10 protein-coding genes are annotated in these 14,389 nt (G+C 67.3%); 7 read left to right on the top strand and 3 right to left on the bottom strand.

What is annotated here, in order from left to right:
• Window positions 1–292 precede the first annotated feature (292 nt).
• The 6 genes from hpnA to G3T14_RS08780 are packed head-to-tail and all read left to right on the top strand — an operon-like array spanning window position 293 to window position 7,151.
• Entirely contained in the window at window positions 293–1,318 is a 1,026-nt protein-coding gene (gene hpnA / locus G3T14_RS08805) for a hopanoid-associated sugar epimerase (RefSeq protein WP_163641898.1), read from the top strand.
• Complete coding sequence (hpnC, locus tag G3T14_RS08800) at window positions 1,315–2,232, top strand: squalene synthase HpnC (RefSeq protein ID WP_348645239.1); 918 nt, start codon at window positions 1,315–1,317, stop codon at window positions 2,230–2,232. Before hpnA ends, hpnC begins: the two co-directional genes overlap by 4 nt.
• On the top strand, window positions 2,229–3,083 hold the full coding sequence (gene hpnD / locus G3T14_RS08795; protein WP_163641897.1) for a presqualene diphosphate synthase HpnD: 855 nt from the start codon (window positions 2,229–2,231) through the stop codon (window positions 3,081–3,083). Before hpnC ends, hpnD begins: the two co-directional genes overlap by 4 nt.
• Window positions 3,083–4,387: a hydroxysqualene dehydroxylase HpnE gene (gene hpnE, locus G3T14_RS08790; RefSeq protein WP_163641896.1), complete on the top strand. Its 1,305-nt coding sequence runs from the start codon at window positions 3,083–3,085 to the stop codon at window positions 4,385–4,387. Before hpnD ends, hpnE begins: the two co-directional genes overlap by 1 nt.
• Before the next feature lie 40 nt (window positions 4,388–4,427).
• Window positions 4,428–6,425: a squalene--hopene cyclase gene (gene shc / locus G3T14_RS08785; protein WP_163641895.1), complete on the top strand. Its 1,998-nt coding sequence runs from the start codon at window positions 4,428–4,430 to the stop codon at window positions 6,423–6,425.
• 51 nt (window positions 6,426–6,476) lie between these two features.
• Window positions 6,477–7,151 carry a phosphorylase gene (locus G3T14_RS08780; RefSeq protein WP_163641894.1) on the top strand — a complete coding sequence of 225 codons (675 nt, stop codon included), beginning with the start codon at window positions 6,477–6,479 and terminating at the stop codon, window positions 7,149–7,151.
• A gap of 103 nt (window positions 7,152–7,254) precedes the next feature.
• On the opposite strand, the gene hpnH is transcribed toward G3T14_RS08780, so the two are convergent.
• On the bottom strand, window positions 7,255–8,418 hold the full coding sequence (hpnH, locus tag G3T14_RS08775; protein WP_163641893.1) for an adenosyl-hopene transferase HpnH: 1,164 nt from the start codon (window positions 8,416–8,418) through the stop codon (window positions 7,255–7,257).
• 577 nt (window positions 8,419–8,995) lie between these two features.
• Here hpnH and G3T14_RS08770 point away from each other — a divergent pair.
• Complete coding sequence (locus tag G3T14_RS08770; protein WP_163641892.1) at window positions 8,996–11,683, top strand: MMPL family transporter; 2,688 nt, start codon at window positions 8,996–8,998, stop codon at window positions 11,681–11,683.
• A gap of 252 nt (window positions 11,684–11,935) precedes the next feature.
• On the opposite strand, the gene hpnK is transcribed toward G3T14_RS08770, so the two are convergent.
• Together hpnK and hpnJ are read right to left on the bottom strand one after the other, a co-directional pair.
• Window positions 11,936–12,784, bottom strand: coding sequence for a hopanoid biosynthesis-associated protein HpnK (hpnK, locus tag G3T14_RS08765; protein WP_163641891.1), 849 nt, complete (start codon window positions 12,782–12,784; stop codon window positions 11,936–11,938).
• A 147-nt stretch (window positions 12,785–12,931) separates the two neighbouring features.
• Window positions 12,932–14,365, bottom strand: a complete 1,434-nt coding sequence (hpnJ, locus tag G3T14_RS08760; protein WP_163641890.1) for a hopanoid biosynthesis associated radical SAM protein HpnJ — start codon at window positions 14,363–14,365, stop codon at window positions 12,932–12,934.
• Window positions 14,366–14,389: the final 24 nt, after the last annotated feature.

Genomic DNA, 14,389 nt, shown 5'->3' with positions numbered 1-14,389 from the left:
CACAACGCCCCGGACGTGATGTACGCCGAAGCCGGCCTCGACGCCGCCAGCATCGTCGCCACCGTCAAGGCTACACTCCCCGAGCGGAAGACCGGATCGAGCCGCCTGCGCCTCGCCTGAGCGGACTTCCTTGGACATACCCGTACGGAGTACGGACCCGTGTGGGACGGGCCGGAGGTGTGGCGCACCTGCGCTTGTCCGCCACTCGTTTCGATGACAAAAGCGCCGGACTCGCGGCGCCGATCCATCCGGATCGGCCGCGAACCCCCCTGCCCGTGAACCCGCGAGAGAAATGCCACAGGCGAACCCCTCCGGCCCCTTCGATGCCGGCCCGGTTTTGATCACCGGTGCGAGCGGTTTCCTGGGCGCCGCCCTCGTCGACGTGTTCCGCAAGGCCGGCTTTGCCGTACGGATCATGGTGCGCGCTTCCTCGCCACGCACCAACCTGACCTGGACCGACGTCGAGATCGTCGAGGGCGACATGCGCGACCGTGCGGCGGTGGCGGAAGCCCTCAAGGGCCAGCGCTACCTCGTCCATGCGGCGGCCGATTACCGGCTGTGGGCGCCCGATCCGGAAGAGATCGTCACGACCAACCGCGATGGCGCCGTCATCCTGATGGAGGAGGCCCTGCGCGCCGGGATCGAACGGATCGTCTATACGTCCAGCGTCGCCACCATCAAGCCGCACGATGATGGCACTTCCGCCGACGAGACCCGGCCCCTCACCCCCGGCACTGCCATCGGTGCGTACAAGCGCAGCAAGGTGGTGTCCGAGCGTGTGGTCGAAGAGATGGCCGCCCGAAACGGCTTGCCCGTGGTGATCGTCAACCCGTCGACGCCCATCGGCCCACGCGACGTCAAGCCGACACCCACCGGCCGCATCATCCTGGAAGCCGCACTCGGCCGGATGCCGGCCTTCGTCGATACCGGCCTCAACCTCGCCCATGTGGACGACGTCGCCTATGGCCACCTGCTCGCGCTCCAAAAGGGCCGCGTCGGAGAGCGCTACATCCTGGGCGGCGAGAACGTGCTGCTGTCCCAGATGCTCGCCGACATCGCCGGAATGGTCGGCCGCAAGGCGCCGACCGTGAACCTGCCGCGTGCCGTGGTCTACCCGATCGCCTTCATTTCGGAGCAGGTGGCGCGCTTCACCGGCAAGGCGCCCTTCGCCACCATCGACGGTATCCGTATGTCCCGCTACCGCATGTTCTTCACCGACGCGAAGGCGCGAGCCGAACTCGGCTACACTGCCCGGCCCTATCGCGAAGGATTGTCCGACGCGATCGCATGGTTCCGCCAGGCGGGGCATCTGCGGTGAGCGACACCATGCAGACCGCCACGCAGGCCCGCTCCGGCAAGGGCCACCGCGACGAGAATTTTCCCGTCGCCTCGCACCTGATCCACCCGCGCAATCGCGGGGCGATCCTGGCCTTCTACCATTTCGTGCGTGCCGGCGACGACGTTGCCGACCACACCACTCTGAGCCCTGGGCGCAAGATCGAACTGCTCGATGCGCTCGGCGATGCGCTCACGGGTAAAGGACCGGCCGACCCCGAGGCGACGCCACTGAAGGCGGAGCTTCTCGCACGCGGGCTGCCCGCCACCCACGCCCTCGAACTCCTCGACGCGTTCCGTCTCGATGCGCGCAAGAACCGCTACGCCACCTGGGACGAGTTGATCGCCTATTGCCGGCTCTCGGCGATGCCGGTGGGCCGCTACGTCCTCGACATCCATGGCGAGGATCCGCACGTGGTCTGGGGACCATCCGACGCGATCTGTGCGGCGCTTCAGATCATCAATCACCTGCAGGATTGCGGGAAGGATTTTCGCGGGATCGACCGAGTCTACGTTCCGCAGGAGACCCTGAACAAGCACGGCGCCAAGATCGCGGATCTCGGGGCCGACATGGCAACGCCGGCCCTGCGCGCCGTCATCCGCGAACTCGCCGCGCGCACCTTGGTGCTCCTCGACGAGGGCGCGGTTCTGCCCGACCTCATCGCCGATCTCCGTCTCAGCCTCGAGATCGCGGCGATCCATCGCCTCGCCGTCGTCCTGTGCAAGGGCCTGATGGAGCGCGATCCGCTCTCCGAAAAGGTCCATCACGGCAAGGCCGCCTTCGCGCTTACGGCACTCGGTGGAATCGCTGCGACTTTGGCGCGGCGCCCGCTCCGAGGCCGCACCTTGCGAAACCACGCCCTGCGCGCCGGAGCGCGCCCAGGAGTTCTGCCATGAGCGCCACCGCTTCGCCGGCGCAGGGAACGGTGTCCGTGGCCGCCGACGCCCTGCCCGCCAAGTCGTCGTCGTTCTACACGGCGATGCGGCTCCTGCCGAAGGACCGCCGCGAGGCGATGTATGCGGTCTACGCCTTCTGCCGTTCGGTGGACGACGTCGCCGACGATGGCGGTCCGGCCGATATCCGCGCGGCCGAACTCGACCGCTGGCGGGCCGACATCGATGCGCTCTATGCCGGACGGCCTCCGGCGCGCGTACAGGACCTCGTAGTCCCGATCCGGCGCTACGGTTTGCTGCGCGACGATTTTCAGGCGGTCATCGACGGCATGGCGATGGATGCGTTCGAGGACATCGTCGCCCCGGACGAGGCGACTCTCGACCTCTATTGCGACCGGGTGGCGAGTGCCGTTGGGCGGCTCTCGGTGCGGATCTTTGGCGTTGCCGAAGCGGAGGGCATCGCGCTGGCTCATCACGAGGGTCGGGCGCTGCAGCTCACCAACATCCTGCGCGACATCGACGAGGATGCCGAGCGCGGACGCCTCTACCTGCCGCGCGAAAAGCTGTTCGCGATCGGCCTGACGGATCCGACACCGCAGGCGGCCATCGACCATCCGCGCATCGGTGAAGTCTGTCGCGACGTGGCGCGGGAGGCCCAGGACCATTACGCCAAGACCTGGGCGATCATCGCCCGGTGCCCGCGCAAGGTCACCAAGGCACCGCGCCTGATGGCGGCCGCCTACCGGCTCTACCTCGACGCGGTCCTGGCGCGCGGCTGGGACAAGCCCCGCGCCCGGGTGAAGCCGGCCAAGGCTGACCTTATCGCCGTCGCCTTGCGCCACGGGATCATCTGATGGCGGGAACAGTCCACGTAGTCGGCGCGGGGCTCGCCGGGCTCTCGGCTGCCGTGTCGCTGATGGAGACCGGCGCGCACGTGGTGGTACACGAGGCCGCCAAGCAGGCGGGCGGGCGCTGCCGCTCCTATTTCGACCCGACGCTCGGCCTTACCATCGACAACGGGAACCACCTGCTCCTGTCGGGCAACACTTCTGCGCTCGGCTTCATGAAAACCATCGGGGCGCCGGCCGACGCCCTGAGCGGGCCGGCTGAGGCCGAGTTCCCCTTCGCCGACCTGAAGACTGGCGAGCGCTGGACCCTGCGGCCCAATGCCGGCCGGGTGCCGTGGTGGGTGCTGCAACCCTCGCGCCGGGTACCAGGCACCAAGGCACGCGACTACCTGGCGCCGCTGGGGATCCTCAAGGCCGCCGCCGGCAAGGCGCCGGGCCAAGGTGGCACCATCGGCGACGCGATGGCCTGCGAGGGCCTCCTCTATGAGCGCCTGTGGCATCCGGTGCTGATCGCCGCGCTCAATACCGAGCCGAAGGAGAGCGACGTCGGCCTCGCCGCGACGATTCTTCGTGAGACATTGGGGGCCGGCGGCAGCGCCAGCCGCCCGCTCGTGGCGGTGGGCGGCCTTTCGGCAGCTTTCGTCGATCCGGCCGTGACTTATCTGACACGGCGCGGCGCAAAACTGCGTTTCGGCCATCGCCTGCGCAGTCTGACTTTTGGCGAAAGCCGCGTCGACGCTCTCGGTTTCGGCGACGAATCGATCGTGCTCGGCGCCGAGGATTCCGTCGTCCTGGCGCTGCCGCCCTGGGTGGCAGCGGATCTGATTCCGGGGCTTGCCGCACCGCAGGCCTATCGCTCGATCGTCAATGCGCACTTTGCTGTGGTTCCACCGGCCAATGCGCCGTTACTTCTCGGCGTAGTGAATGGACTGACGGAGTGGCTGTTTGCCTATCCGGATCGTCTATCCGTGACCATCAGTGGAGCAGACCGACTGTTGGACGTGCCACGCGAAGACTTGGGCGCCCGGATTTGGGCCGAAGTCTCGACTTTGTGCGGACTTGCGCCAGAACTGCCAAGCTGGCAGATCGTCAAGGAGAAGCGGGCGACCTTTGCGGCAACGCCAGCCGAAGCCGCGCGCCGTTCGGGCGCCGAGACGGCTCACCACAACCTCGTCATGGCAGGCGATTGGACCGCGACCGGTCTGCCATCGACGATCGAGGGCGCGATCCGGTCGGGAACGACCGCCGCGCAGGCACTCGCGCGTCGAACGGGCGGGTGCGCACAGGCACGCGTACGCGGCGCTGCCTGAGGTAAGGGCCGCGCTCGGGGCGGCCGGTAAGGCGAGGACGATGCGAGAGGCATTCAAGAAGGTCGAGGCGCTGCAGCGCCCCAAGACGCAGGAGATCTCGATCGAGGACGTCGAGCGCGGAATCACGCGCGCGACGCAGGCCCTCACGGCGCTCTCCCACGCCGATGGTCACCTCTGCTTCGAACTTGAGGCCGATGCGACGATCCCGTCCGAATACATCATGTTCCACCAGTTCCGCGCCACCGAGATTCCTGAGGGGCTGGAGCCCAAGATCGGCAATTACCTGCGTCGCACGCAGGGCAAGCATGGCGGCTGGTCCCTGGTCCATGACGGGCCGTTCGACATGAGCGCCAGCGTGAAGGCGTACTATGCGCTCAAGTTCGCCGGCGATGCCGTGGAGGCGCCGCACATGCGCCGTGCCCGCGAGGCGATCCTGTCGCGCGGTGGCGCTGCCAATTCCAACGTCTTCACCCGCTTCCTGTTGGCGCTGTTCGGCCAGGTGCCGTGGCGCGCCGTGCCGGTGATGCCTGTGGAGATCATGCATCTGCCGCGGTGGTTCCCGTTCCACCTCGACAAGGTGTCCTACTGGGCGCGCTGCGTGATCGTGCCCCTGCTGGTGCTGCAGGCCAAGAAGCCGCTCGCCAAGAACCCGCGCGGCCTCGGTGTGCCGGAACTGTTCGTGACGCCGCCGGAGCATGTGCGGCATTGGCCGGGCAGCCCGCACGCGACCTGGCCGTGGACGCCGATCTTCGGGGCCCTCGACCGGATGCTGCAGGTGACGCAGCAACATTTCCCGAAGAAGCGGCGCCAGCGCGCCATCGACAAGGCCGAGGCCTGGGTCAGCGAGCGCCTCAACGGCGAGGACGGCCTCGGCGCGATCTTCCCGGCCATGGTCAACACCGTGCTGATGTACGACGTGCTCGGCTATCCCTCGGACCACCCGCAGGTGAGGATCGCCTGCGAGGCTATCGAGAAGCTGGTGGTCGTCAAGGAGCACGAGGCCTACGTCCAGCCCTGCCTGTCGCCGGTGTGGGACACGGCGCTTGCCGGCCATGCCCTGCTGGAGGCCGGCGGCCCCGAGGCCGAGCATCAGGCCCGGCGCGGGCTCGATTGGCTGAAGCCCCTGCAGGTGCTCGACATCAAGGGCGACTGGGCGGCCGGCCGCCCCGACGTGCGCCCCGGCGGCTGGGCTTTTCAGTACGCCAACCCGCACTTCCCCGATCTCGACGACACTGCCGTGGTGGTCATGGCGATGGACCGGGCCACCCGCCAGCACGGGCTCGTCGCCGACGTCCCGGACTATGCCAACGCCATCGCCCGCGCCCGCGAATGGGTGGAGGGCCTGCAATCGAGCGACGGCGGCTGGGCCGCCTTCGATGCCGACAACAACCACCACTACCTCAACCACATCCCGTTTTCGGACCATGGGGCGCTGCTCGACCCGCCCACCGCGGACGTCACCGCCCGGGTCGTCTCGATGCTGGCCCAGCTCGGCGAGACCCGCGACAGCTCCAAGGCCCTCGACCGCGGCGTCGTCTACCTGCTCGCGGATCAGGAGGAGGACGGCTCGTGGTATGGTCGCTGGGGCATGAACTTCATCTACGGCACCTGGTCCGTGCTGTGCGCCCTGAATGCCGCCGGTGTCGATCCGGCCTCGCCGGAAATTCGCAAGGCGGTGGCGTGGCTTATCCGCATCCAGAACCCGGATGGCGGCTGGGGTGAGGACGCCTCCTCCTACAAGATCGATCCGGCCTTCGAGCCCGGCTACTCCACCGCATCGCAGACGGCCTGGGCCCTGCTCGCGTTGATGGCGGCCGGCGAGGCGGACGATCCGACCGTGACGCGGGGGATCAACTACCTCACCCGCACCCAGGGCGCCGACGGCTTCTGGTCGGAGGAGCGCTATACCGCCACCGGCTTTCCGCGGGTGTTCTACCTGCGCTACCACGGCTACCCGAAGTTCTTCCCGCTCTGGGCCATGGCGCGGTTCCGCAACCTGAAGCACAGCAACACGCGGGCCGTGGCCTACGGGATGTGAGGCGGCTCGTCCCTTCCCTGCGAAGGGGAAGGTTCGTTGTTTGGATATCCGATGCTCCCGATCCTCGCCGTCACAGGCCTCGCTAAGGAGGCCCGCCTGGCTGCCGGGCCGGGCGTCATCGCCATCGGCGCCGGGGGCAATCCGCAGCGCCTGCGCGCGCTCCTCGACGACCGTAAAACGCCGGGCTGCCGCGCGGTGGTGAGTATCGGAATCGCGGGCGGACTCGATCCCGATCTCGTGCCGGGCGACGTTGTGATCGCGTCGCGCATCGTGACGCAAGACTGCAACTTTAAGGCTGATTTAGCCATCGCCGAGGCCGTCCTGGCCCGGCTCGCCGTCATGGGCGCGCAGGTGCGCATCGCCGCCATCGCCGGGGTCGAGACCGCGGTACTCACCGTCGCCGACAAGCTGGCTTTGCGCGGACGGACCGAGGCGTCGGTGGTCGACATGGAATCCCACGTCGCCGCCGCTTTTGCGCAGGCGCATGGCCTGCCCTTTGCGGCGATCCGGGTGGTCTGCGATCCGGCGGCGCGCGCGATTCCGGCGTTTGCGGCGCAGGCGCTCAAGCCGAACGGCGAGCCGGACATTCTCGCGGTTCTCTCGGCCGTCCTGCGCGATCCGCGTCAGATCGGTCCACTCGTCCATCTCGCGCGTGATTCGGGACGGGCGTTCGCCACGTTGAAGCGCAGTCGCGGCCTGCTCGGCGCCGGCCTCGGGATCCCGTAGCCGATCCGCTCTCTTACAAACGCGAGAAGCCCCGCGACACGGGTGTGTCGCGGGGCTTCTCGAGAGGCTTTGGTGGCGCCGGCAGGCCGGCGCCGTGTTGGCCCTAGGCGGCGGTGCGGTTGCGGGCTTCGCGCTTGGTGTCGACACCCGAGGCTTTGATCTCGGACAGCTTCTGAGCGACGTTGCGCGAGAACACGAACTCGGCCGGGCGCTGGTTCTCGAGGTTGATCTCGGGCGCCATCGCACCCTCGGTCTTGATGCCGCGGATGGCCTGAACGAGGGGCTTCCAGGGCTTGCGGACCGAATCGACCACCGAGGAGGCCTCGTAGCCCGAATGGACCATGCAGTCGGCGCACTTCTCGTAGTTGCCGGTGCCGTAGGAATCCCAGTCGGTCTCGTCCATCAGCTCCTTGAAGGTGGCGGTGTAGCCTTCGCCGAGGAGGTAGCAGGGCTTCTGCCAGCCGAACACCGTACGGGTCGGGTTGCCCCAAGGCGTGCAATGGTAGGTCTGGTTGCCGGCCAGGAAGTCGAGGAACAGACCCGACTGCTGGAACATCCACTTCTGGCGGCCCTTCTCCTTGCCGTGCCGGAACACGCCGCGGAACAGGTCCTTCGTCGCCTTGCGGTTCAGGAAGTGCTGCTGGTCGGGGGCGCGCTCGTAGGCGTAGCCCGGCGAGACGGTGATGCCGTCGATGCCCAGCTTGGTCACGCTGTCGAAGAAGTCGGCGATCTTGTCGGCCGACGAGTTGTTGAAGAACGTGCAGTTGATGGTGACCCGGAAGCCCATCTCCTTGGCCTTGGCGATGGCCGACACCGCTTTGTCGTAGACGCCGCGCTGGCACACCGACTGGTCGTGCATCTCCTTGTCGCCATCGAGATGGATCGACCAGGTGAAGTACGGGCTCGGCTTGTACTCTTTGATCTTCTTCTCGAGCAGCAGCGCGTTGGTGCACACGATCGCGAATTTCTTCTGCGCGATGATGCCTTCGACGATCTGCGGAAGATCCTTGTGGAGCAGCGGCTCGCCACCGGCGATCACCACCATGGGTGCACCGCACTCACGAACGGATTCCAGGGCGTCGGCCACGGGCAGGCGCTTGTTGAGAATCTCGTCCGGGTAGTCGATCTTTCCGCATCCGGCGCAGGCGAGATTGCAGCGGAACAGCGGCTCCATCATCATCACGAGCGGGTAGCGCTTGCGACCGGTGAGGTGCTGTTTCAGGATGTAGCCGCCAATCTTCGCGACGTACCGGAGGGGAATACCCAAGACGTGGCTCCTTGTTGCTAGCCCCGATGTATCGGGCTGCTTAGCGTGAAAAAAAGCGGAATTCCAGCGACCTAGGTTGAAACCAATCTCAAACGAGGCCAAACCACCGGGGTCCGCGTTCGTTTCCGGGCGCCTGGGATAATCCGGCCACAGACCGTTTCGCCACACCGCAGTCGATGGCCGGTCGCGTGGGGCGACTTATCCCGGATGAAGGCGCTATGTCCTAGTCGGTCAGCGAATGCCAGTCCTGCGCCCGCCATACCGACGCGGCTTGCGGCGAATCACGATCATGCTGCGGTGCGAAAGCGCACCGCGAGTCCCCGTGGCGATGGAAAAACCCCGTCGCGTTGCATTCCGGGCCCCGGACCCTTACTGAGCCTTGACACTATAGGCTCGTCGCGCCCGTAACAGGGCCGCCGAATTCCGCTCGAAGGGCCGCTCAGATTCGTGGATCGCGCCGACAGGTGATAACCGACTGTTGGAGACAGATCGATCCGCGTGCGCCGGCCATTCGGCCGCCGGACCCGGATACCGCCGGATTCAGGCTGATCGCATCGCTCAAGCAGGCAGGGTACCCGTGATCGAACGGCTCGTCGCGTTTTCCGTCCAGCGCCGCTGGTTGGTCATAGCCATCGTGGCATTCATCACGGCGGCGAGCGGCGGCTTGGCCGCCCACCTGTTCCGCATCAACACGGATGTCGAACGGCTGATCGACAAGGACGTGCCCTGGCGCCAGGACGAGATCAACTACGAGAAGGCGTTCCCGCAACGGACCGGGACCCTCGTCGCGGTCATCGACGGCAAGACACCGGAGCAGGCCGAGGAGGCCGCGGCCAACCTCGCCAAGGCGCTGGTGGATCACAAGGCCGAGATCGAATCGGTCTACCGCCCGGATGGCGGCCCGTTCTACGAGAAGAACGGCTTCCTGCTGATGTCGCAGGAGGAGTTGACCAAGACCACCGACCAGCTGGTGCAGCAGCAGGGCCTTCTCGGTCCGCTGGCCGCCGACCCGACCCTGCGCGGCATCATGCGGGTGCTGAGCCTCGGCGCGAAGGGCATCAAGAGCGGCGACGCCAAGCTCGCCGATCTCGACCAGCCGATGAGCCAGATCGACGGCACCTTGAAGGCGGTGGAGGCCGGCCAGCCGGCGCGCCTGTCCTGGCAGATGCTGTTGTCGAACGGCAAGACGCAGAGCACGGACCTACGCAAGTTCGTGATGATCCAGCCGGTTCTGGACTACAACGCACTCCAGCCGGGCGCCACGGCCTCGGCCCTGGTGCGCCGGGTGGCCACCGAGCTCAAGATCAACAGCGCGGGCGGCCTCGACGTCGTGGATGCGCCCCGGATGCGTCTCACCGGACCGGTGGCCGTGGCCGACGACGAATTCGCGACGCTGTCGGAGGACGCGCTCCTCAACAACAGCGTCACGGTGGGCGCCATCGTGCTGTTCCTGTGGCTGGCGCTCCGCTCGGGCTCGCTAGTCGCCGCGGTGCTCATCACCACCTTCTCCGGCCTCATCGTCACGGCGGCCCTCGGCCTGCTGATGGTCGGCGAGTTGAACCCGATCTCGGTGGCGTTCGCCGCCCTGTTCGTCGGACTCGGGATCGATTTCGGCATCCAGTTCGCGGTGCGCTACCGGGCCGACCGGTTCGAGCAGCCCGATCTGCCCTCGGCGATTCGTGCCGCCGCGCGCGGTGTCGGCTGGTCGTTGACCCTCGCGGCCGTGTCGCTCCTCGCCGGCTTCTTCGCCTTCCTGCCCACCGCGTTCCGTGGCGTGTCCGAACTCGGCCTGATCGCCGGTGTCGGCATGATCGTCGCCTACCTGTTCTCGCTCACCCTGCTCCCGGCGCTCATCGCGGTGTTCAAGCCGAAGGGCGAGCGGGTGGCGGTGGAGACCGCGTGGCTCGCCGGTGTCGATCATTGGATCATCGAGCACCGCAAGGCGGTGCTGATCGTCGTCGGGCTGGTCACGGTGGCGGGCATTCCGCTGCTGTTCAAGCTTCCGTTCGATTCGAACCCGATGCACCTGCGCAGCCCGAAGGTGGAGTCGATCTCGACCTATCTCGACCTGATCAAGGATCCGGAGACGAGCCCGAACCTCATCGACGTGATCGCGCCCTCCCCCGAGGCCGCTCCGGCGCTCGCCGCCAAGCTGCGCACGCTGTCCGCCGTCGCCAAGGTGATCGACATCGATACCTTCGTGCCGCCGGACCAGGACGCGAAGCTCGCCACCATCGCCGATACGGCACAGCTCCTCGGCCCGATCCTCAATCCGTCCCGCAAGCCGCCGCCGCCCACCGATGCCGACACCGTCAAGGCGATCAAGGATACGGCGACCGCCCTGCGCGGGATCACGGCCGGTCCCTCCCCCAGCCCCGAGGATAGCCAGGGCCTGAAGGCGGCCGGCGCGCTGGCCGGCACCCTCGACACGCTCGCCGCCGCACCCGTGGCGATGCGCGAGGCGGCGAATATCGCGCTCACCACCGACCTCAAGACCCTGCTGGTCCGGCTCCGCGGCCTCCTGAACCCGGAGAAGATCACCCTCGCGAACCTGCCGCCGAAGTTGCGGGCGGAGTGGATCGCCGCCGATGGCCGTTCGCGGATCGAGGTGCATCCGAGCGGCAACGCCAACGACAACACCGTCCTGCGCCGGTTCGCCAAGGAGGTTCAGACCGTGGCGCCCCACGCGACGGGCGCGCCGGTGGCCACGACCTCGTCGAGCTACACCATCCTCGGTGCGTTCCTTCAGGCGGCCCTCACCGCCCTGGTGCTGATCTTCATCATCCTGTCCGTGGCCCTGCGTAAGCCCTGGGACGTGGCGATGACACTGGGCCCCCTGGTGCTCGCCACCCTTTGGACCCTGATGGCGCTGCATGTGGTGGGCATGCCGCTCAACTTCGCCAACATCATCGCGATGCCGCTGATGCTGGCTGTGGGTGTCGCCTTCCACATCTACTACGTCATCGCGTGGCGGGCCGGCGTGGTCGACATGCTGGCCTCGAGCCTGACGCGGGCGATCTTCTTCTCCGCGCTCACCACCGGCACCGCCTTCGGCTCCCTCGTGCTGTCGAGCCACCCCGGCACGGCCAGCATGGGCAAGCTGCTCGCGCTGTCGCTGTTCTTCACCCTGGTGGCGGCGTTCTTCGTGGTCCCGGCCTTTCTCGGCCCGCCGCCGAAGCGCCCGGACGCCAAGCGGCCCGAAGGCGATGATTCGGTGGCCGGAGCGAAGAGCCGGCGAACCCTGGAATCGGTCTCGGCGAAGTAGCCGACCGGCTTTCGACAACCACGACGAAGATCGGGCGCGGATGATATCCGCGCCCGATCTTCGTTTCATACCGTCTCCGATCGATCGCTTGGGCCTTTTGCAAGCGCGGGTCCCCTCTCCTGGAAGGAGAGGGACAGGGTGAGGTGTGTGACCTTTTCGGATGGTCCACGTCCCTCACCCCAACCCTCTCCCAAACGGAAGAGGGAGCCTGTTGCGCCTCTGGTCCACCGAGGTCATCAACTGAAAACCGCCTCAGGGGCGCGTCAGGAAATCCGAGAACCCGCCGCTCACGGCACCCGACGCCTTTACTGCGGCGATGGACTCCGCCGCGATCAGCGCATCCCGCTCGGCCGCATAGGCATAGCCCGGCGCTTCGCCCGGGAAGCCACCGGCGCTGGCCGGATGGGTATAGAGTTCGGTCAGCCCTGCCGGCAGGTTGGCCAGGAGCCCGGCCACGCGCCCCGGATTCATCGCCCCCGACCAGGCCAGTCCGAGGGTCTGGTCGGGGATCAGCAGCCCGGCCTGACGCGCGCGCACCGCCAGCAAGGCCGACCACGGGGCGATGTCGAGGGCGGGTTTCGGGGTCGCGCCCGGCTCAGCGGCACGCAAGATCGCGCGGGGCTCGCGCGGCACCCGGATCGCCGCCATGCCGTAGCGCCGGCCAATCGCCAGCACTGCGCCGGCGATCAGCGGATGCACGTGGAAATGCTTGTGGGCATTGACGTGATCCAGCGGCAGACCGGTGGCCCGATAGGCCTCGAACTGGGCCGCGATCTCCGCCGCCAACTGGCGACGGGCGGAGGCTTTCAGCGCCAGATCGAGACCGAGCCGGCCCATGTCGCTGCGGATGAGCCCGTCCGGCCCGACGAGATCGGGGAGTTGCGCCGCCGGCAGGGTCGGCCAGGCCTCCACCATGACGAGGTGAAGCCCGACCCGGAGCGAGGGCATCCGCCGCGCGCGGGCCACCGCGTCGGCGGCGGCGGGGGCCGACACCATCAGGCTCGCCGCGGTGAGGATGCCCGCGCGATGGGCCTGCTCCACCGCGTCGTTGACCTCACGGCTGAGGCCGAAATCGTCCGCCGTCACCACAAGGCGTTTCACGCAAGCTGACTCCTGGTGTCGTGAGGGCAATTTGTGTCGAGCGGACAAGCGCCGACTTCGACCCGCCGGGGCATCGGTCCCGAACCCTCGAACGAAAAACGGCCGGGCTGTGAGGCCCGGCCGCGATAAGTAACCCTGGCGAAAGGCTCAGGCGGCCTTGGCGGTGCCCTGGCGCTCCTTGAGAAAGCGGTAGAACTCCACGCCTTCGCGCAGGCGGCGCTTCATCATGTCGGGCGAGCGGACCATCTCGGAGACGATCGAGGCGATCTTCGGGGCGCGGAAGTAGAACTTCCGGTAGAACTCCTCCACCGCCGCGAAGATCTCGGAATGCGACAGGTGCGGGTAGTGCAGCGGGGCGATCTGCACGCCGTTCTCGTCGACGAGCTCGGCATTCGCGATGTCGAGCCAGCCGTTCTCCACTGCCTGCTTGTACAGGAAGGTGCCCGGGTAGGGGGCAGCCAGCGAAGCCTGGATCGTGTGCGGGTTGATGCGCTTGGCGAAGGCGATCGTCTCCTGGATCGTCTCGCGGGTCTCGCCGGGCAGGCCGACGATGAAGGTGCCGTGGATGGCGATGCCGAGTTCGTGGCAATCCTTGGTGAACTTCTCGGCGACCTCGACGCGCATGCCCTTCTTGATGTTGTTCAGGATCTGCTGGTTGCCGGACTCGTAGCCGACGAGCAGGAGGCGCAGGCCGTTGTCCTTGAGCACCTTGAGGGTCTCGCGCGGCACGTTCGCCTTGGCGTTGCACGACCAGGTGACGCCGAGCTTGCCCAGCTCACGGGCGATCTCCTCGGCGCGCGGCAGGTTGTCGGTGAAGGTGTCGTCGTCGAAGAAGAACTCCTTCGTCTGCGGGAACTCCTTCAGGCAATACTTGATCTCTTCGATCACGTGGCCGACCGAGCGGGTGCGGTAGGTGTGCCCGCCGACGGTCTGCGGCCACAGGCAGAAGGTGCAGCGGCTCTTGCAGCCACGGCCCGAATAGAACGAGATGTAGGGGTGCTTCAGGTAACCGATGAAGTACTTCTCCATCTCGAGGTCGCGCTTGTACACGCTCGTGACGAAGGGCAGCTGGTCCATGTCGGTCATGATCTCGCGGTCCACGTTGTGGATCACGACACCGTCGGCGTCCCGGTAGGAGAGGCCCTTGATCTCGGACATCGGCGTGCCGTCGGCGACTTCCTTGACGGTGAAGTCGAACTCGTTGCGGGCGCAGAAATCGATGCACGGGGCCTGGGCCATGGCGCCGGCGGCATCCACGGCGACCTTGGCGCCGATGAGACCGGCGATGAGCTTCGGATTGGCGGCCTTGAGCGCCTCGACGGTCTTCACGTCGGACTTGAACGACGGCACCGAGGTGTGGAGCACGACGAGGTCGAAATCGTGCGCCTGGGCGACGATCTCGGGCAGCTTGATGTTGTGCGGCGGGGCGTCGATCAGCTTCGAGTTCGGCACCAGGGCGGCCGGCTGGGCGAGCCAGGTCGGGTACCAGAACGACTTGATCTCGCGCTTGGCCTGGTAGCGGGAGCCGGCGCCGCCGTCGAAACCGTCGAAGGTGGGGGCCTGCAGGAAGAGGGTGCGCATGGGGTTCAAGGCCTCAGCGAGAGC

Origin of the sequence: Methylobacterium sp. BTF04, assembly GCF_010692745.1 — a bacterium.
GTDB lineage: Bacteria > Pseudomonadota > Alphaproteobacteria > Rhizobiales > Beijerinckiaceae > Methylobacterium.
Note: the sequence above shows the minus strand (reverse complement) of the source record. Positions and strands in the feature narration are given on the sequence as shown.

What these genes read in the sequence shown, in the direction of transcription:
- hpnA (WP_163641898.1), top strand. Translation starts at nt 293, where the DNA reads ATGCCACAGGCGAACCCCTCCGGCCCCTTCGATGCCGGCCCGGTTTTG.
- hpnE (WP_163641896.1), top strand. Translation starts at nt 3,083, where the DNA reads ATGGCGGGAACAGTCCACGTAGTCGGCGCGGGGCTCGCCGGGCTCTCG.
- hpnD (WP_163641897.1), top strand. Translation starts at nt 2,229, where the DNA reads ATGAGCGCCACCGCTTCGCCGGCGCAGGGAACGGTGTCCGTGGCCGCC.
- G3T14_RS08780 (WP_163641894.1), top strand. Translation starts at nt 6,477, where the DNA reads ATGCTCCCGATCCTCGCCGTCACAGGCCTCGCTAAGGAGGCCCGCCTG.
- hpnJ (WP_163641890.1), bottom strand. Translation starts at nt 14,365, where the DNA reads ATGCGCACCCTCTTCCTGCAGGCCCCCACCTTCGACGGTTTCGACGGC.
- shc (WP_163641895.1), top strand. Translation starts at nt 4,428, where the DNA reads ATGCGAGAGGCATTCAAGAAGGTCGAGGCGCTGCAGCGCCCCAAGACG.